The 18,959-nt window shown below is 62.2% G+C and carries 17 protein-coding genes; 1 reads left to right on the top strand and 16 read right to left on the bottom strand.

The genetic code is table 11. The features are described from left to right. Window positions 1-15: 15 nt before the first annotated feature. The 9 genes from ACUIAD_RS05540 to ACUIAD_RS05500 form a co-directional block, all read right to left on the bottom strand. On the bottom strand, window positions 16-1,302 hold the full coding sequence (locus tag ACUIAD_RS05540) for a class I SAM-dependent RNA methyltransferase (RefSeq protein ID WP_445343015.1): 1,287 nt from the start codon (window positions 1,300-1,302) through the stop codon (window positions 16-18). Beyond that, window positions 1,295-1,981, bottom strand: coding sequence for a DUF3159 domain-containing protein (locus ACUIAD_RS05535; protein WP_445343014.1), 687 nt, complete (start codon window positions 1,979-1,981; stop codon window positions 1,295-1,297). The genes ACUIAD_RS05540 and ACUIAD_RS05535 overlap by 8 nt, the downstream gene beginning before the upstream one ends. Before the next feature lie 4 nt (window positions 1,982-1,985). Next, on the bottom strand, window positions 1,986-2,834 hold the full coding sequence (locus tag ACUIAD_RS05530) for a DUF3710 domain-containing protein (protein ID WP_445343013.1): 849 nt from the start codon (window positions 2,832-2,834) through the stop codon (window positions 1,986-1,988). 37 nt (window positions 2,835-2,871) lie between these two features. After that, window positions 2,872-4,869: a dipeptide ABC transporter ATP-binding protein gene (locus ACUIAD_RS05525; protein ID WP_445343012.1), complete on the bottom strand. Its 1,998-nt coding sequence runs from the start codon at window positions 4,867-4,869 to the stop codon at window positions 2,872-2,874. Window positions 4,870-4,880: 11 nt separating this feature from the next. After that, window positions 4,881-5,870 (bottom strand): ABC transporter permease, encoded by a 990-nt coding sequence (locus ACUIAD_RS05520; protein WP_445343808.1) that lies wholly within the window; start codon window positions 5,868-5,870, stop codon window positions 4,881-4,883. A gap of 31 nt (window positions 5,871-5,901) precedes the next feature. Further along, complete coding sequence (locus ACUIAD_RS05515) at window positions 5,902-6,828, bottom strand: ABC transporter permease (protein ID WP_445343011.1); 927 nt, start codon at window positions 6,826-6,828, stop codon at window positions 5,902-5,904. Window positions 6,829-7,018: 190 nt separating this feature from the next. Continuing rightward, window positions 7,019-8,680, bottom strand: a complete 1,662-nt coding sequence (locus ACUIAD_RS05510) for a peptide ABC transporter substrate-binding protein (RefSeq protein ID WP_445343010.1) — start codon at window positions 8,678-8,680, stop codon at window positions 7,019-7,021. A gap of 129 nt (window positions 8,681-8,809) precedes the next feature. After that, a complete protein-coding gene (locus ACUIAD_RS05505) occupies window positions 8,810-10,480 on the bottom strand; it encodes a peptide ABC transporter substrate-binding protein (RefSeq protein WP_110451919.1) in 1,671 nt (556 codons plus the stop codon). Between the two features lie 172 nt (window positions 10,481-10,652). Continuing rightward, complete coding sequence (locus tag ACUIAD_RS05500; protein ID WP_445343009.1) at window positions 10,653-11,618, bottom strand: tyrosine recombinase XerC; 966 nt, start codon at window positions 11,616-11,618, stop codon at window positions 10,653-10,655. 84 nt (window positions 11,619-11,702) lie between these two features. Between ACUIAD_RS05500 and ACUIAD_RS05495 the strand changes: the two genes are divergently transcribed. Then, window positions 11,703-11,975, top strand: a complete 273-nt coding sequence (locus ACUIAD_RS05495) for a DUF6725 family protein (RefSeq protein ID WP_445343008.1) — start codon at window positions 11,703-11,705, stop codon at window positions 11,973-11,975. On the opposite strand, the gene ACUIAD_RS05490 is transcribed toward ACUIAD_RS05495, so the two are convergent. The 7 genes from ACUIAD_RS05490 to ACUIAD_RS05460 all read right to left on the bottom strand — a co-directional run bounded on the left by ACUIAD_RS05490 (window position 11,965) and on the right by ACUIAD_RS05460 (window position 18,919). After that, window positions 11,965-13,002: a prephenate dehydrogenase gene (locus tag ACUIAD_RS05490; protein ID WP_445343807.1), complete on the bottom strand. Its 1,038-nt coding sequence runs from the start codon at window positions 13,000-13,002 to the stop codon at window positions 11,965-11,967. The genes ACUIAD_RS05495 and ACUIAD_RS05490 overlap by 11 nt on opposite strands. Before the next feature lie 65 nt (window positions 13,003-13,067). Continuing rightward, on the bottom strand, window positions 13,068-14,054 hold the full coding sequence (locus ACUIAD_RS05485; RefSeq protein ID WP_445343007.1) for a prephenate dehydratase domain-containing protein: 987 nt from the start codon (window positions 14,052-14,054) through the stop codon (window positions 13,068-13,070). After that, a complete protein-coding gene (locus tag ACUIAD_RS05480; protein ID WP_445343006.1) occupies window positions 14,051-14,515 on the bottom strand; it encodes an alcohol dehydrogenase in 465 nt (154 codons plus the stop codon). Before ACUIAD_RS05480 ends, ACUIAD_RS05485 begins: the two co-directional genes overlap by 4 nt. 70 nt (window positions 14,516-14,585) lie before the next feature. Further along, complete coding sequence (typA, locus tag ACUIAD_RS05475) at window positions 14,586-16,505, bottom strand: translational GTPase TypA (RefSeq protein WP_110451914.1); 1,920 nt, start codon at window positions 16,503-16,505, stop codon at window positions 14,586-14,588. A 115-nt stretch (window positions 16,506-16,620) separates the two neighbouring features. Then, on the bottom strand, window positions 16,621-17,283 hold the full coding sequence (scpB, locus tag ACUIAD_RS05470) for an SMC-Scp complex subunit ScpB (RefSeq protein ID WP_445343005.1): 663 nt from the start codon (window positions 17,281-17,283) through the stop codon (window positions 16,621-16,623). Next, entirely contained in the window at window positions 17,280-18,083 is an 804-nt protein-coding gene (locus ACUIAD_RS05465; RefSeq protein WP_445343004.1) for a segregation and condensation protein A, read from the bottom strand. The genes scpB and ACUIAD_RS05465 overlap by 4 nt, the downstream gene beginning before the upstream one ends. Further along, a complete protein-coding gene (locus ACUIAD_RS05460; protein ID WP_110451911.1) occupies window positions 18,080-18,919 on the bottom strand; it encodes a ParA family protein in 840 nt (279 codons plus the stop codon). Before ACUIAD_RS05460 ends, ACUIAD_RS05465 begins: the two co-directional genes overlap by 4 nt. Window positions 18,920-18,959: the final 40 nt, after the last annotated feature.

Here is an 18,959-nt window from a genome sequence, read left to right as displayed (position 1 = left end):
CCTGGGCGGCTCATGTCAGTGCTGTCTTCCCGCATTGCAGGTGAAAACTGCCACGGTCTCCACATGGTGGGTCATCGGGTAGATATCGAAGGCCTCAAGGTGCTTTGGGCTGTAGCCCAGAGAGATCAGGGTGGCTGTATCCCTGGCCAAGCTGGTCGGATCGCAGGCCACATAGATGATGGTCCCGGCCCCGCTGGCGGCCAGCAGTCGGCAAACCGCAGCTTTGGCGCCGGCCCTGGGCGGATCCAGCAGGATCAGATCGGGATGGCCCAGCCCCTTGGGAACATCGCCGGCCAGAACCTTGGCCACGTCCCCTCGACGCAGGACCACCCGGTCCAGTCCGGCACGCTTTACGTTGTTTTTTGCAGTGGCAATGGCTCCGGCGGACCCCTCCACAGCCAGCAGCCGGGTCCGTCCGTCAGCCAGAGCAGCCAGGGGCAGGGTGAAGAGCCCTGATCCGCAGTAGAGGTCCCAGATGACCGGTTCGGTCACCCCATCCAGGGCCAGCCTGGCCTGGTCCATGACCGCCTTGGTCAGCACGACTGGTGCCTTACGGTGGATCTGCCAAAATCCGTCAGCCCGAACCTGGTACTCAGGTCCTGCCCCGGCCTCCAGACGCTCTGTCAGCCGGCGACTCCCCTGGCTCAGATGGCCATCCACCAGCAGGGCGAAGTTGCCGCCGACCGGTCCCCCATCCCGCGGCTGGGGTACGGCCAGGCGAATGCGGGCTCCCGCGGGCAGACCGCCCTCCCAGATGCCCAGTTCGTCAGCCAGATCCAGCAGCTCCTGAGTAGCCAGGGGCATGGTCAGAATCGGCAGACGGTCATGCGATCCACGCCGACGCATGGAGGGACGGCCTTGGTCGTCGGCCACCAGCTCGATTCTGGTCCTCCAGTGCAGACCGCCCAGCTCCTCATCACCTGGAACCCGGGCTACCGGCACCTGGATGTCCACCCCGCCCAGGCGGGCCATCTGCTGACCAATCAGATCAGCCTTCCAGGTAAGCTGACCGGGCAGACTCACATGAATCAGATCGGCGCCGCCCAAGCCTCCTCCCCAGGCAAGCGGGCCAGCCAGGGGCCAGACGAGTTCACGGCGGTCAGGGCTGGCCTCCAGCACCTTGGTGACCTCGCCCGTGGCGAATCTGCTGGTCCGGTCGTGAGGCTCATCCAGTAGGACATCCACCAGCTCCCCGGGAAGGGCGAAGCGGACGAAGACCACTCGACCATCCTCCAGGTGGCTCACGCAACGGCCCTGGTCGGCATAACGTTCAATACGCAGACGAACCTTGGTCTCAGTCATGATCGACGTGGACCTTCTGATCAGCCTGGCGACGATGGTAGGGGCCGCCGATCAGCAGCCAGCTGATCCAGATGCCCAGAGCAAACAGGGGCAGTCCCAGAATCAGGCGTGCGGCGCCGAGAAACCCGACGAAACCAGCCAGGTAGAGCGGCACCTGAACCAGCAGGCGCAACGCAAAGATGGCGATCCAGACAAGGGTGGTCTGAGTATAGGCCTGGACCAGATCCGGTTCACTGCGCCAGGAAGCCAGCCATTGTCTCCAGCCTGACGCGACAGGTCGGCGCAGATACTCCACCAGCAAGCCTATGCCGGGCATCCGCGCCAACAGCGAGGCCCCAAGAACAATAATCCAGAATCCGTTGGTCAGAAATCCGGGCAGATAATAGTTGCGAGCATCCCGGGTCAGCCATGCAGCCACCAGGCAGATGCCCACCGAAAGCAGACCGGTCAGCGCCCCTAGGAAGGACTGCCGCTGGACCAGACGAATTAAAAGCTGCGCCAGGGCCAGGGCCGCCGAAACCGCCACAGTCAGGCCCAGACGGCCGGTCACCAGGAAGAAAACCAGAAATACCAGTCCTGGCAGCAAAGATTCGACGATGCCACGCCATCCGCCGATGGCCTCCATGACGGAAAAATCATCGTCGGCCAGCGCCGCCAGCCCGGAATGCTTCTGCTTCACAGCCTTAGCGGATCTCCGAGAACATGGGTCCGCGCGACAGTGTGGTCTTCACCTCGGTCTGCTGATCCGAATCGAAGGGGCCCTCCGGCCTATCGGGAATCTTAGCAGCTTGCTTGTCCTTGGACACCTGGTCTTCGTCCTGTCCGCGACGCTGATTGGGGGTAAGAGGCGCGTGCATGGGAACCAGGTCACGTGGGGCCAGAGGCTCATCGCCACGGCTCACTACCAGGTCGGCCAGGTAGCCGTCGAGCACATCCTTCTCCTTGCCGCCCTTGGCCGCCGGGCCGGAGAAGATGCCTCGCAGCATCCAGCGGGGTCCGTCGATGCCCACCACCCGGGTCAGCAGGTTCCTGCCCTTGACTTTGACAGGCAGGGTAAGCTCCTTGCCGAAGACGCCGTCCACCTCCTTGCAGGCGGAATTGGCCTTCAGCAGGTCAGCCCGGACCTCGTCCCACAAGCCTAGCGACTTGGGGGCCGCGAAGGGCTCCAGTTCCAGGCTGGAGGACCCATAGGTGATGGTGGCTCCCAGCACGTCGCCTGTCTGCGAGTTGGCCTTGAGCCTTAGCTCGCTGCCCTGCAGGAAGGGCAGCATCAGAGCGCCGATGTCCAGATACTCATCGGTGTCGGGGGCTTGGGGGTCCATGCTGTCCCAGGGTCCCTTCCCGCTCTGTTCGGCTTCATCCTGCTCCGCAGCCGACTCGTCGCGGTCCGCCTGGAGAGTCTGGTCGGATTCTGCAGCGGATTCCTCAGTGCTCTCGGACTCGTGGAGCCCTTTGGACTGGTCCTCTTGATCCTCAACATCCCCCTCGGTCTGCTGCTTGGCGTGTTTCCTGCCGAAACCGAACAATCCCATGATGCCTCATTTCCTTGTGAGCCTGTGCAAAGGATACCTAGTCCAGACCCAGGCGCAGCCGGCCGCCGGGGATGGCGTCCAGCAGATCCTTGGTGTACTGACGCTGCGGGTGATCGAAGACCTCGTCGGTGGTAGCGTGCTCCACCAGCCGACCGTGCTGCATGACCACCACCTCGTCGGCGATCTGCCTGACCACAGCCAGATCGTGGGTGATGAACAGATAGCTCAGACCTTGCTCAGCCTGCAGGTCATTGAGCAGCCGCAGCACCTGGTCCTGGACCAGCACATCCAGAGCGGAGACAGCCTCGTCACAGATGATCACATCCGGATTCAGGGCCATGGCCCGTGCGATGGCGATGCGCTGACGCTGACCGCCGGAGAGCTCGTTGGGGTAGCGCCCCATGACCGACTCGGGCATCTCCACCATGTCCAACAGCTCCTTGACTCGCTGCTGCCGGGACTTGGCGTTGCCGATCTTGTGGATGCGCAAAGGCTCCTCGATGGAGCGGTAGATGGAGTACATAGGGTCCAGGGAGCCGTAGGGGTTCTGGAAGACCGGCTGCACGTGCCGACGGAACTCCATGAGCTGATGGCTGCCGAAGCCGGCGATGTCCTGGCCCTCGTAGGTCACTCGGCCCGAGGTGGGCTTGAGCAGGTGCAGGACCATGTTGGCCACGGTGGACTTGCCTGAGCCGGACTCCCCCACAATGGCCAGGGTGGTCCCCCGCTTGACCGAGAAGGAGACGTCGTCCACGGCCTTGAACATTTCCTTGCGACGGGGCAGCCTGAACTCGCGGGTCAGGTGCTCCACGGTGATGACGTGCTCGCTGCGCTCCAGGGTGCTCTCGCCCTTGACTTGGTGTTCCATCAGGCCCTCGGCATCCTGGCCGCGCTGCTTGGCGGAGATGATGCGCTGGGAGGCCAGCGAGGGCGCAGCCTGGACCAGCCGCTTGGTGTAGGGGTGCTGGGGGTGCTGCAGGACCTCCAGACTGGGTCCGGACTCCACTACCTGGCCTCGGTACATAACCACGATGTGCTGGGCTCGTTCAGCGGCCAGACCCAGATCGTGGGTGATGAAAAGCACAGCAGTGCCCAGAGATTCGGTCAAGCCGCGCAGGTGATCCAGAATCCGCTTCTGGACAGTTACATCCAGGGCGCTGGTGGGCTCGTCCGCAATCAGCAGGTCAGGACGGGATGCCAAACCGATAGCGATCAGGGCGCGCTGACGCATACCGCCGGAGAACTCATGCGGATACTGCCGGGCCCTGGTTGCGGCCTCAGGCAATCCGGCTTCGGATAGCAGGCCGGCAATCCGGTCGTTCATGTCCGAGCCGGTCACGTGCTCTTTGGCCAGCGTCCAGGCCTTGTCGTCATCCACGCCGGCGTCAATCAGGGACTTGGCTACGCCCCAGCGAGTCTCCGAGCCCACATCCCACTCGGCCTTCATGGCCTCCATGGTCTTGTCCACGTCGGCGACCCCGGCATCGCTCAGGGCCTTACGGGCAGCCTCGAGCAGGCCAGACAGATCCTTGGAGGAGATGAAGAGCTCGTCGTCGGACTTCTTTACCGTCACCTCTTCGTCACCAGCCAGGGCCTTGGCCAGCCGGGAACGCTTCTCTTTGGAGACATCCATATGGTTGGCGGTCAGCGCCTCCTTGACCTGGGAACCGATCCGCCAGACTGGGTTCAGATTGCTCATGGGGTCCTGCGGGACCAGGCCCACCTGGGAACCGCGCAGCGCCTCGTAGCCCTTGTGGTTCAGGCCCACCAGCTCGCGGCCCTTGAGCCGGATGCTGCCGCCGGTCACCTTGCCGGTGCCGGGCAGAAGCCCCAGCACAGCCATGGCTGATGTGGACTTGCCCGAGCCGGACTCCCCCACGATGGCCACCCACTGGCCGGGATAGACGTTGAAGGAGGCGTCGCGAACCGCGTGGACGGTGCGCCCGTCGGCGGTGAAGTCCACCTGGAGGTCCCGTACGTCGAGCAGAGGCTGCTGCTCCTGATTGGTGGTCATGTTCTTGTCTGCTTCAGTCATGCTTCCTCCGCTCAGGCCGTTCTGCTCTTGGGATCCAATGCATCCTTGACCGCGTCGCCCATCATGATGAAGGCCAGCACGGTGATGGCCAGGGCTGCGGAGGGATAGAAGAGGACCGAGGGATTGGTGTTCAGGAGGGTCTGGGCCGTCGAGATGTCCCCGCCCCAGGAGACCACGGTGGAGGGCAGGCCGATGCCCAGGAAGCTCAGCGTGGCCTCAGAGACGATGTAGGTGCCCAGCGACATAGTGGCCATGACGATGACCGGGGCCAGGGAGTTGGGCAGGATATGCCGGAAGAGGTTGCGCAGAGGCGTGGAGCCCAGGGCCGTGGATGCAGTATTAAATTCCAGATTTTTGGCCTCCAGGACGGCGCTTCGGGTGATACGCGCCATGTTGACCCAGCCGAAGAGGGTCAGGGTCAGGATGATCTTCCACAGTGAGGTGGAGGTACGGAACATCTGCAGGAGCACGATGGCGCCCAGGATCATGGGGATGGCGAAGAAGATGTCGGTGATGCGGCTGAGCACTGCGTCGACCCAGCCACCGAAGAATCCAGCGATTGCGCCGATGAGTCCGCCGAAGACGGTAACCAGGATAGTGGTCATGATGCCGATGGCCACCGAGGTCCGGGCCCCGTGGATGACGCGGCTATAGATGTCACAGCCCTGCAGGTCAAAGCCGAAGGGGTGTCCCGGCCGACCCGGCTCCACGGAGTTGGACAGGTTGCAGGCCATGGGATCCTGCTTGGCGAAGAGGTTGGGGAAAAGGGCCACCAGGATGACCACGATCGCCAGGATTGCGGAGATGATGAAGAGCGGGTTGCGCCTCAGGGTCTTCCAGGCGTCGGCCCACATGCTGGCAGGTGGCACGTCCTCATCCACCGAGTCCACTTCGCGAAGGGGCGTCTCGTCGATAGGGGCCACGAACCGCTCCTGCCCCGGCAAGGGATCGGGGAAGTATGCGCGGGCCTGGCTTTCGTTCTGTTCGCTTGACTCGTTCATTGCCGTTTCACTCATAGTCGGTCCCTCTCCCTCACGCATACCGGATTCGCGGATCGAGCACTGCGTAGAGCAGGTCGACCAGGAGGCTGGTGATGACGAAGATCAGGACCAGAATAGTCACGATGGAGACCACCAGGGGGCCTTCGCCCCGATAAATGGCCTGGTAAAGGGTGTTGCCTACGCCCTGGATGTTGAAGATGCGCTCGGTGATCATGGCCCCGCCCATGAGTCCGCCGATGTCGGCGCCCAGATAAGTAACCACAGGGATCAGGGAGTTGCGCAGCACATGCCGCACGATGACGGATCGGTTGCTCATGCCCTTGGCGCGGGCCGTGCGCACATAATCCTCGGAGATGTTTGAGGCGATCTCCGTCCTGGTCAGACGGATGATCGAGGCCATGGATACCGACCCCAGTACAACGGCTGGCATAAGCAGATCAATGAAGCCCGGATTGGGTGAGACTGTGACTGGCAGTATGTTCCATTTGACGCCTAACAGATACTGCAGGATGAAGCCGGTGACAAAGGTAGGCACCGAAATCAGCAGCAGGGAGAAAACCAGGATGATGCTGTCCGACCACTTGCCCTTGGTCAGGCCTCCGATAATGCCGAAGACCACGCCGAAGACGCCTTCGAACACGAAGGCCATCAGGGCCAGCTTGATGGTCACCGGGAAGGCCCTGCCGATCACGCTGATGACAGGCTGGCCGGCGAAGGTATTACCGAAGTTCAAGGTCAGCGCGTTCTTCAGGAAGAGCACGTACTGCACGATGAAGGGCTTGTCGAGATTGTATTCCGAGCGTATCTGTGCGGCAACGGACTGGTTGACCGCCTTGTCCCCGAACATGGCGGCCACAGGGTCGCCAGGAAGCGCGAAGACCAGCGCGTATATCAGCAGTGTCGTGCCGAGAACGACGGGGATCATCTGCAGAATACGTCGCAGAAGATATTTTCCCATCGGCTATTCTCCTTTGTTATCCGCGACCGGGATCAGCATGAGGATCAGGGTCGCCGCAAAAATTCTTGTTTGAGTCTACCAGCACACCTCAACAGAGGTGTAGAGACACCGAGGCCGGCACGGAATGAATCCTTCCGCGCCGGCCCGGGCGGTGTCAGTGTTCAGGTGCGGGATTCAGACTCCCGTCATTTCACTTGCTGATGTTGTAGTAGGCAGGGACACCCTTCCAATTGAAGGAGAATCCCTTGATGTTCTTGGCAGCCACGCCGTTGGAGTTCTGGTAGTAGAGCGGAACTGCGGGCAGGTCGCGGAAGAGCAGCTCCTCGGACTGCTGGTAGATCTTGTTGGCCTCGTCGATGTTCTTGGCGGAGGCTGCCTTGTCCATCAGGTCGTCGAACTCGGGGTTCTTGTAGTCGCCGTCGTTGGACCCGTTGCCGTTGGCGGCCGAGCTGGCGAAGTTGCTGGACAGGTAGCTCTCGGGCGAAGGGTAGTCAGGCTGCCAGCCTGAGCGGAAAGCCGAGTCGGTGAACTTGCGGTTCTGCACGTTGGAGCGGAATTCGCTGAAGGTGGGCAGAGGATTGCCCGCAGCCTGGATGCCTAGGGCGTTCTTGATGGAGTTGGTGACGGCGTCGTAGATCTCCTTGTGGGCGCCGTCGGCGTTGAAGGCGATCTTGAAGGTGTCGCCCTCGCCCCAAGGGGAGATCTTGTTGGCCTCGGCCCAGAGCTCCTTGGCCTTGGACGGGTCATACTTGAGCACGTCGGATCCCTTGATGCTGGTTGAATAGCCGGGGATGACGGGGGCCGTGAAGTCGTGGACCTCCTTGGCGGTTCCGGACAGCACCTTCTTGATGATAGTCGGCCGGTCGATGGCCATGGAGATGGCCTGACGACGGAGCTTGCCCTCCTGATCCTGGCCGAAGTGCTTCATATAGGTCGGGATGGTGAACATCTGGATGACCGAGCCCGGGTCGTTGATGGCCTGGACCGTGTTGTCGGCCTGGAAGGTCTTGCGAGCAGAAGCAGGCAGGGTGTCCAGCACATCCAGGTTGCCGGCCTGCACGTCCCGGTAGGCTGCGGTGGCATCAGTGTAGGAGCGGAACTCCACACCACCGTTCTTGACCTTGATACCGCCCTTGTAAGCGGGGTCCTTGACGACCTTTATGGCCTTGTTGTGCTCCCAAGACTGGAACTTGTAGGGCCCCACGGTCACCGGCTTCTCGCCAAAGGCCTTGGTGTCCTTGTAGAAGGACTCGGGCAGCGGCGCAAAGGCGGTGTAGCCCACCTGGATGGGGAAGGTGGAGGATGGCGAGCTCAGATCCACGGTGAAGGTCTTGTCGTCGATGACCTTGAGGCCGGACAGCTGGGCATCGCTAGGGGTGCCTTCCTTCTGCAGATCGTCATACCCCTTGATGTTGGCGAAGAAGCTGGAGCCCAACTGCTTGTTGGCAATGCTTGACGCCCAGGACCAAGCCTTGGTGAAGGACTGTGCGGTTACCGGGGTGCCATCCGAGAACTTCCAGCCGTCGTTGATGGTCACGGTGTACTGGGTGTTGTCGTCGTTGGCCTTGATCCGCTTGGCAATCTCGTTGGCTGGCTTGCCCTTGTCGTCGAAGCGGACCAGCTTGGAGAACATGACGTCGATGGGGTTGCCGCCGCCCACCTCGTTGGTCATGCTGGGGATGAGTGGATTGGCCGGCTCCGGGTTGAAGACCGAGATGACGGCATCCGAGCTGCCGTCGCTGGTCCCCTTGGCAGAGGAATCGGATCCGCCGGATCCGCCGCAGGCGCCAAGCGTGAGCGCCATGACGCACATTCCGGCGCCAGCAATGGTCAGGGCCGATTGCTTCTTCATATATACTGCTCTTTCCTTTGGTTGATTTCCCAAATCCGCCGCCAGTGCATAAGACCCGGGCACGAATCCGCTTTGTTGCGGATTCGGCCGGGCCGGTGACGACGGATTATGCCGTTTCCGGCACGATCATCACTGCTTCTTGGACAACTCCGCAAGGTTCGCTTGGCCGTCCCAGCGAATGGCCAGTCCCTGCACATTCTTGGCTGACGCACCTTTGTTGTTGGAGTAGTAGAGCGGAACCGCAGGCATATCCTGCAGGAGGATCTCCTCGGCCTGCTGGAAAAGCTTGTTGGCCTCGTCGGTGTTCTTAGCCTTGGCAGCCTGCTTCAGCAGGTCGTCGAACTTGGGGTTCTTGTAATCGCCATCGTTGGACCCGTTGCCATCGGCCGCCGAGCTGGCGAAGTTGCTCAGCAGGTAGCTCTCGGGCGAGGGGTAGTCGGGCGACCAGGCCGACCGGAAGGCCGCATCCTTGTAGGCGCGCTTGTTGACGTTGCCACGGAACTCGCTGAAGGTGGGCACAGGAGTGGCCACGGCATTGATCCCTAGCGTGTTCTTGATGGAGTTGGCCATGCCGTCATAGAAGTCCTTGGCGCCCCCATCGGCGTTGTAGACCAGCTGGAAGCTCTTGTCAGCCGGCCACTTGCTGATGGCATCGGCCTTGGCCCAGGCATCCTTGGCCTTCTTGGCATCGTACTTCAGGTTATCAGAACCCTTAAGGTTCTTGGAGTAACCAGGGATGGTCGGTGCAGTGAAGTCAGTGGGTTGCACGCCCAGACCGCCCAGAACCTTGTCGATCAGCATCTTGCGATCCAGAGCCATGGAGATGGCCTGACGGCGCAGGTGGCCCTCCTCGTCCTGGCCGAAGTGCTCCATGGTGGTGGGGATGGTGAACATCTGCAGGACGGAACCTGGCTCGTTGTAGCCCTTGACGAGACTGTCTTTCATGAAGGTCTTCTGGGCCGAAGTAGGGATGGTATCGATTGCATCCAGATTGCCTGCCTGCACATCGGCGTAGGCCGAGCCGACATCGGTGTAGATCTTGTAGTCGACGCCACCGTTCTGGATCTTGACATCACCCTTGTAGGTGGTGTTCCTGCGGAGCTTGACCATGGTGTTGTGCTGCCAGGAATCGAGCTTATAAGGGCCCGAGCTGACGGGGTTCTCGCCGAAAGCCTTGGTGTCCTTGTAGAAGGAGTCGGGCAGTGGCGCGAAGGAGGTGTAGCCCACCTGGATGGGGAAGGTGGAGGATGGCGAGCTCAGATCCACGGTGAAGGTCTTGTCATCCACGACTTTCAGCCCGGACAGCTGGGCATCGGCAGACACGCCCTGCTTCTGCAGATCGTCATAGCCCTTGATGTTGGAGAAGAAGCTGGAGCCTAGCTGGCCGTTGTTCACATTGGCCGCCCAGGACCAGGCCCTCGTAAAGGACTTGGCTGTGATGGGAGTGCCGTCCGAGAACTTGCGCCCATCGACCAAGGTGACCTTGTACTGGGTCATGTCATCATCGGCCTTGATTTCCGAGGCCAGATCATTGTGGGCCTTGCCATGGTCATCGAACCAGACCAGCTTGGCATTAATGGCATCCACGACCAGCCCGCCGCAGCTCTCCACAGTATTGCTGGGAATGAGCGGCTTGGCCGGCTCGCATCCACGAATCGAAACGACGGTGTTATTGCCTGACTGGCTGCTGGACGATTGCTGTGCGCCCTTGGTGTCCGAACCGCTGCCGCAGCCGCTGGCCAAAAGCGCCAAGGCACAGATGACCGCGGACACGAGCGTAAGCTGTGAACCCTTCTTCATCGCTGCTCCCTTTCCCTTAATCCATATATTCATTGAGTGTCAACGTCACGTCTGCAACCGGGACGCTAGGATGACCGAACCTCAAAGATCCCTGGCTGACGTGTAAGCCACAATACGCCATATTCTGGTACGAAGATGTTTCGCAAGGCAAGCCTCGTCTCATTTGCCGGTCTCAGGCTCTCGGAAAAGCCTGTCTGTACCGGGCCCGCAGCTGCTCGATGGAAACGTGGGTGTAACGCTGGGTGGTCCGCAGGGAGGAGTGGCCCAGCATCTCCTGAACTTCGCGCAGGTCGGCTCCCCCATCCAGCATATGCGTGGCGGCCGAGTGACGCAGAGCATGGGGGGCGATGTCGGGCACCCCGGCCTGACTAGCTGCCTGATGAACCACCTTGCGGACCTGCCTCTGGCCAACTCTGCCGCCTTGCTGACCCAGGAAGAGGGCCTGACCTGGTTTACGGGCCGACTTGACTGTTGCGCCCGTCAGGAGCGGCCGCCCCTCCCCTAGCCAGCGGTCCAGAGCACGATCTGCGGGCAGGCCATAGGGCAGGACGCGCTCCTTGGACCCCTTGCCCAGGACCTTTACAGTGCGGCTGTGCCGGTTCACATCCTCCAAGTCCAGTCCGCAGAGCTCGGCCACACGCATGCCTGTCGCGTAAAGCAGCTCCAGCATGGCCGCGTCACGCACCTGCAATGCCGCCTGAACGTCCTGGTCCTCACGGGGCTCGACCGGATCCTGGTCAACCGTATCCATCAGAGTGTTGGCCTGGTCATGCGTCAGAATCCGAGGAAGGTGCTCGGACTGCTTGGGACTGCTCAGGGCCAGGGTGGGATCGGTCTTGATCCGGCCATGCCGGCTGAGCCAGCCGAAGAAGGACCTCAGTGCGGCAGTCTTCCGGCCCATGGTGGAGCGGGCGTGGGTCGATGCCTCGTGGGCCAGCCAGGACCTGATGGTGGCCAGGTCGATCTGCGAGGGGTCATCGATGCCATGCAGGTGCATCAGATGCAGGAAGCCCGCCAGATCGGCCCGGTAGGACCGCACGGTATTGGGACTCTTGCCTGCCACCCGGGAAAGATAGTCGGTAAAGTCCTGCAGATCCTGATCCACTGCGGGCTCTCCCTTCGCTTCGCTGTGCTGCATATCCACGCAACATGTGCAATACAGTCTAGGCCCTTTCGCCATCGTCGAAGCCGCAGGCGATACTGACCCGGGAGGTGGATAGCCATGCGCTTGCCAGCAACCATACCGGCCGGAGCGCGGCTGGTGGTCAGGATTGCCCTTGGGCCGGACCCGGAAGACGGAAGGCCCAAGTTCCGAGACTACGTGGGCCATGTGGTCGACTGGGATGGACAGCGGCTGATTTTGGACAGGGACCCAGCGGCCAATGGCTCACGTCCCGGAGAGCGCGTGAAACTCCAAGCGGAAGACGTGGTGGCTCTGAAGCCGGTCCCGGAACGCCGTTCGCCCCGCTCGGACCCTCCGGATCTCAATCGATGATCGGAGGATGCAACACCCGGGCCCGACTGGTGGTCAGGAAGGCCGATACCTGCTCGCCCCGCAGGGCCGATTCAAGCAGCTCCTGCCGCCAATTGCCCTTCTGCGGGTCCAGTTCAAGGTCGGTGGAGGGAATCTGTTCCTGATCACCTAGGGCGGCCTTGTAGCGCCGGAAGGGATCAGCCTGGAGGAAGAAGTCCCGACGATTTGCGTCGGCTTCCGACTCGTGGTCCCGCAGGAGAGAAGCCATGCCCTGCAGATTTTCGACCAGGGTATCCAAAAGGTCAGCCACCTGGTCGGCGTTCTCCTCCACCATGGCCCGGGTCCGCTCCGGGTCGGTCAGGGCTACCCGGGTCATGTCCCGCCAGGACCCGGCTGCCAGAGCCGAAGCCACCCGGCGGTCAGGCGATGTCGCCAGCATGTCGGCCAAGGCAGTCGCCACCACATGGGGCATATGCGAGATCAGTGCCGCAGCACGGTCATGAGTGGCATCGTCCAAGGCGATCAGGCGGTTGCCCAGCCCCTGGGTGACCATGTCAGCCACAGTCAAAAAGCGGCTGTAATCCGTGTGCTCATCAACGCAGAGGGCCCAGAGGGCGCCTTCCAAAAGAGCCGGGTCCGAATCCTTATAGCCTGAACCCTCGCTGCCTGCCATGGGATGGGCACCTACATAGCGATCGGCCAGACCGGCCTGCTCAACCTGACGACGGACCGGACCCTTGACACTGCCCACATCGGTCAGGGTGGTGCCCCGAGTCAGTACAGGAGCCAGGGCCTGAAGCACGTCAGGCATAGCACGCAGAGGTGTGGCCAGCACCAGTACGTCGGGCTTGCCCTTGGCCAGCTCCTCCAGAGTGCCCACGCAGTGGATCCCCTGGCTGCGGGCCTGCTCGTAGGGGCGGTCGTTATGGTTCCATGCCATCACGAACCGACCCCGGGCAGCCAGGCGACGAGCCAACGATCCGCCGATCAGTCCCAGTCCCGCCACAGCGATCTTGTGGGCCGAAGTTAGCACCGGCGAGGCGGCCATACCCGCCATCGGGTGCATGTGCTCGGGTCCGGACAGGTCCATGGGCACGAAAGGCACGGATCCATCTACCATAACAACTCCTTGCTGATCGTCTCGCAATCGGGGTCCTCACCCCGGAAGGCCCCTGCTCTGGGCAGCATCCACTCGCGAATGGGTGGGGCTGGATGCGGTGTGCGCGGATGGACCGCTAGGGTCTTCAGCCAGTCCCCTCTGTCCAGCAGGTCGGCCAACACCTGATGCAGACCCCTCTGCCAGGGTGCGGCATCGATGCTGGCTACGAAGCTGTAGGTCCCGTCGTGCCCCTTGATAGGACGAGACATGAATGAGGTCATGTTCAGGCCCGCATCGCGCAGGCGGTCCAGCAGGTCGGCCAGCACGCCCGGCCCGGTATTCAAGGGAATAAAGGTGACGATGGATTCGAAATCCCCGCCCGGCGCCAGGCGGCGCGCCAGCCAGGCGGCCTGATCCCGAGGAGCCAGCAGGAGGAAGTCGGTTCGGGCTCCCTGATAGTCCTGCACCTCCCGCCGGTAGGTCTTCAGTCCGTAAAGGCTCCCGCAGATGCGTGGGCCCAGAGCCACCTGATCAGGGCCCAGATCACGGCAGGCCGCAGCGTTGGAGTTGGCCGTCACAGGATTGAGGCCGGTCTCTTTGATGAAGCCCTTGCACTGGGCCAGTCCGTGGGGGTGGGCGCCGACCTGGCGCAGGGGGCCATGGTCGGCCCGGACGAAGGCATCGAAAACGATGGGCAGGCGGACCATGCCGAAGCCCGCTGCCGCTTGAGCGTCAATCAGAGCATCCATATTGGGTACCACATGGCCCTCTACGTTGTTTTCCCAGGCCAGCACTCCCCAGCCTCGGCCCTCTTCCACGGCGGCCACGATGGAAGCCGCATCTGGGCAGGGTCGCAAGTCAGCCTTGCAGCCCAGCCTCGTCTCCACGAGACTGGCGGCCTCAAGGGCGGCCTGATGGGTGAAAGTCCCCTTAGGACCCAAGAAGTGCAGAAGGATCCGGTCAGGTAGAGTCCCAGACCTTTCTGATGGATCCCGGCTCATGCTGATCGCCCTTCACGACGCAGAGGGCCGTCCGCAAACCAGGAGGCCGGCAGGCAGATGGCGAGGGTCTGGATCAGGATCAGCCCACCCATCCAGAGGAAGACCGCATACTTGGCAAAGAATGCGGGGAAATTGGCATAGGGCATGAGAACATCGCCGCCCGGCCCCCGCATGGAGAGCAGCCAGACGATGACCGTCGAGGCCACCAGATGCAAGGCCAACCCCATAGTGCCGCTATCGCAACGAACCCACCAGGAGGCCAGAGCCACCAGCAGATAGGCCAGGATCATGCCCCAGGGCAGACCCTGAGCGGCTCCGGAACGCTGAACCAGGGTCCCCAGCACGCCCACCGCCAGACCGATGGGCAGGCTCAGCAGGCAACGGAAGGGGCTTGCCTTGCCGACCTCCTTCATCGAATGGGAGGAGGTCTGATCCTCGGATGTCGAAACCTGTCTCTTCATGGGTTCAAGACTAGTCCGACCCGGTCACCGCGGGACGGCCGGGTCGGACTAGTCTGATGATGAGAGAAGATTACTTCTTGTTGGCCCTGCGCTGGCGGGCGTTCCACTTGTACCAGGCATCCCTGTCCAGGATGATCTTGCGCACACGGATGGACTCCGGGGTCACCTCCACGCACTCGTCATCGTTGGCGAAGTCCAGAGACTCCTCCAGGCTCATGTCGATAGGCGGGGTCAGGGTCTCCAGCACGTCGGCTGTGGAGGAACGCATATTGGTCATGTGCTTCTCCAGGGTGATGTTGATGTCCAAATCGCCGGGTTTGTTGTTGATGCCCACGATCTGCCCCTCGTAGACGGGCGACTGGGGCTTGACGAAGAAGTCTCCCCGGGCCTGAAGCTTCTGCATGGCGTAGGGGCTGGCCTTGCCCGAGCGATCGGAGACCATGGATCCGTTCTGCCGGGTCTTGATGTCGCCTGCCCAGGGAGCGTAGCCGGCGGAGATCGACGAGGAGATGCCGGTGCCGCGGGTGGCGGTCAGCAGAGCAGTGCGGAAGCCCAGAAGGCCACGGGAAGGCACCGTGAACTGCATCCTGACCCAGCCGGAACCATGGTTGGTCATGGTCTCCATGCGGCCCTTGCGATCGGCCATGAGCTGGGTGACTGCGCCCATGTATTCCTCGGGCACGTCGATGGTGTCGGACTCCATGGGCTCCTGAAGCTTGCCGTCAATGGTCTTGGTGACCACCTGGGGGCGGCCCACAGTCAGTTCGTATCCCTCACGGCGCATCTGCTCGGCCAGGATGGCTAGTGCCAGCTCGCCACGACCTTGTACCTCCCAAGCGTCGGGCCGGTCGGTGGGCAGCACCTTGATGGAGACATTGCCGATCAGCTCGCGGTCCAGGCGATCCTTGAGCATGCGAGCGGTCAGCTTGTGGTCCTTGCCCTCAGTGCCAGCCAGGGGCGAATCATTGGTGCCGAAGGTCATGGAGACAGCCGGGTCGTCAACATGGATCAAAGGCAGAGGGCGGGGATCGTCCTGGTCGACGATGGTCTCGCCGATCATGATGTCCTCAACGCCAGCTACTGCCACGATGTCGCCAGGGCCTGCCTCATCCACGGGGAAGCGCTGCAGGCCCTTGGTCCGCAGAATCTCGGTCAGCTTGAAGTTCTCTATGGACCCGTCCACGCGCGACAGGCCGTACTGGCGGCCCTTGGTCAGGGTGCCGTTGTAGATGCGCACTAGGCCCAGACGCCCCAGATAGTCGGAGGCGTCGATGTTGGTCACATGGGCCTGCAGGGGGGCACCCTCCTCGTACACCGGGGCGGGAATATTGTTCAGAATGGCTTCGAAAAGTGGCTCCAGATCGTCGTTGTCAGGCACGGCTCCATCAGCTGGCTGATTCACAGAGGCCTTGCCAGCCTTGGCTGCGCAGTAGATCACTGGCAGATCCAAGAGGGAATCCAGGTCCAGATCCACTCCTTCCTCGCTCACGTCCTGGGCCAGGCCAAGAAGCAGATCGGTGGACTCTGAGACCACCTCGGAGATGCGGGCATCGGGCCGATCAGTCTTGTTGATGACCAGAATGACCGGCAGCTTGGCCTCAAGGGCCTTGCGCAGGACAAATCGGGTCTGGGGCAGGGGGCCCTCTGATGCATCCACCAGCAGGACCACCCCGTCGACCATGGAGATGCCGCGCTCCACCTCGCCGCCGAAGTCAGCGTGGCCCGGGGTATCCACCACGTTGATGGTGATGCCATCGGGCTCGCCCAGTTTGGCGGACAGAGGACCTGTGTACTTGACGGCGGTGTTCTTGGCCAGGATGGTGATGCCCTTCTCCCTCTCCAGGTCGTTGGAATCCATGACCCGGTCGGGCACCTCCTCCCGCTCCGAGAAGACGTGCGACTGCTGCAGCATGGCATTGACCAGAGTGGTTTTGCCGTGATCAACGTGTGCCACAATCGCCACATTTCGTATATCGCCGCGTACCGCCATCAAAACCTCATTCTCGTGAATGCTTCCTCATGCCCGCTACCGTCCTTCTGTCGGATGGCACGGTCCCGGAATTGGACAAACAGAGACAAGTGTAACCGCCTTGGATGACAGACGATCACTGCTCCACGCCCTTGGGCGAACCCTGGGCCGGATCCGGGGACTGAAGCTGGTCGGACAGCTCCTGGCGGGCCTCAGCCAGAGCCGAGTCCTCATCGGGCAGGAAGGGGGCTAGGGATGGGAGGTCCTCCAAGGATTGCAGGCCCATCCGCTCAAGGAAGAGGTCGGTGGTGACCAGCAGCGCGGCGTGGGTCTGCTCGTCAAGGCCCTCCTCGCGGACCAGGCCGCGCACCAACAGAGCCCGGATGACCCCGTCCGAGTTGACCCCGCGGATCTGTCCCACCTGGGCTCGGGTCATGGGCTGGCGATAGGCCACGATGGCCAGGGCCTCCAGGGCTGCCTGGGAGAGCCGAGCCGTCTGTCCATCCTTGACGAAGGCTGCCACGACAGGCTGGTAGGCGGCCCGGCTGGTCAGCTGCCAGCCCCGGGCAGTCCGACGCAGTTCAAATCCTCGATCGCTATAGAACTCGGCCAGCGATTCCAAGGCGGCACTGACCTGGTCAGCATCCACGGCCAGCACCCGGGAGAAGTCCTCTGCAGTCAGCGGCCGATCCGTGGCAACCAGTATGGCCTCCAGGCAGGAAGAGAGTCCACCGGGAAAGTCCTGCACGTCGAAGTCCACGTACTCGGGACGGGTGTCAGGAGCCGATGAGTGACTCATGCGAAGTCCCCCTCACTGATCAAGGCCGTTTCCGACTTCCGGGTCGGCCCTACCCAGCGTAGATAGAGCGGCTGATAGGGACCATCCTGATAATACTGGATCAGCTCCTGCCGGAAGAAGATCAGCACGGCCAGAAATCTAGCCACCACCTGCGCTCGACCCTTTGAGGAAGCGACCAGATCGGCGAAGGCCACCGGGTGACCTGGCTGCGCCAGGAGGGCCCGGCGAACCTGGTCGGCCTCCTTGTTCAGATCTACCAGTGGCACATGCAGCTGGTCCAGACGAACCTGGGAGGCGGGAGCGTTGACCAGAGCATTAGCGCAGAGCAGGGCCAGGTCCTCCGGTTTCAGCGTCCAGACCAGATCAGGCAGCAGATGAGCCAGCTGAGGCTCCAGATGGCCGGGATGCGGGTAGCGGCCGGAGTTGGCGGCCAGCCTGGCCCGAAAGTCCTGCCCTGCCTGCTTGAAGGCTCTGTACTGCAGGAGTCTGGCGAAGAGCAGATCACGCTCCCGGAGGGCGTCCATTGAGGCCTGGTCGCGCATGGACTCGTCCTCTACAGGCAGCAGAGCGGCGCTCTTGGCCTCCACCAGAACCGAGGCCACGTCCAGGAAGGCGCTGGCCTGGTCCAGTCCCTGACTGAAGTCCAATGTGCGTACATAGCCCAGGAACTCCCCGGTGATGGAGGCTAGCGAGACCTCCGTCAGGGAAAGCTTTCGGTTGGCCAGCATGCCCAGCAGCAGATCGAAGGGTCCCTGGTAGACATCCAGGTCGACAGCGAAGCCGTCCGTTGATCCCCTCACGCCACAATGCCGCGGTCGATCAGCTCCCGGGCGACCTCCCGATACTCCTTGGCGGTCTTATGCTCGGGGGCGAACATGGTGATGGGCTCGCCGGCCACCGTGGCGTCGGGCAGCTTGATGGACCGGCTGATGATGGAGTGCAGGACCTTGTCCTTGAAGGCCTCATAGATACGCTGAAGCACCTCGTCAGAATGCAGGGTCTTGGTGTACATGGTGACCAGCACCCCATAGATCTGCAGGTCGGGGTTGATGCGGCTACGGACCTTCTCAATGGATTGCATGAGCAGGGCCACACCGCGCAAGGCGAAGAACTCAGCCGCGACGGGAATGATGACCCCGTCCGCAGCAGTCAGTGCATTGACCGTCAGCAGTCCAAGCGAGGGCTGGCAATCGATGATGATGACGTCATACTCCTGACGCAGAGGCCGAATGGCGGCCGACAGGGCCTGCTCTCGACCGACCTCCGTGACCAGCTGAATCTCAGCGGCCGACAGATCGATATTGGCCGGGATAATGTCCAGACCGTCAAAACGAGTGTGTCGGACCACCTTGTGGACATCCAGGGACGAATCGAACATGGCGGTGTAAATGGTGTTGTCCACGCTGTTGGCGTTGATGCCCAGACCCACGGTAGCCGCGCCCTGGGGGTCAAAGTCCACGATCAGAACGCGTCGTCCATACTGGCACAGGGCTCCAGCGATGTTGATGGATGATGTGGTCTTGCCCACGCCGCCCTTCTGGTTGCACATAGCAAGGACACGGGCCGGGCCGTGCTGTTTCAAAGGCTCCGGGGCAACGAACGTCTCATATTCGCGCCCTAACAAATCCGTAGGCATGCCTCTACCCTATCAAGTTTCCGACCGCATTCGCGGGTTG

It is taken from the genome of Bifidobacterium sp. ESL0819 (genome assembly GCF_052606245.1).
The sequence above is the reverse complement of the archived record's forward strand: the minus strand, read 5'-3'. Positions and strand labels throughout refer to the sequence as shown.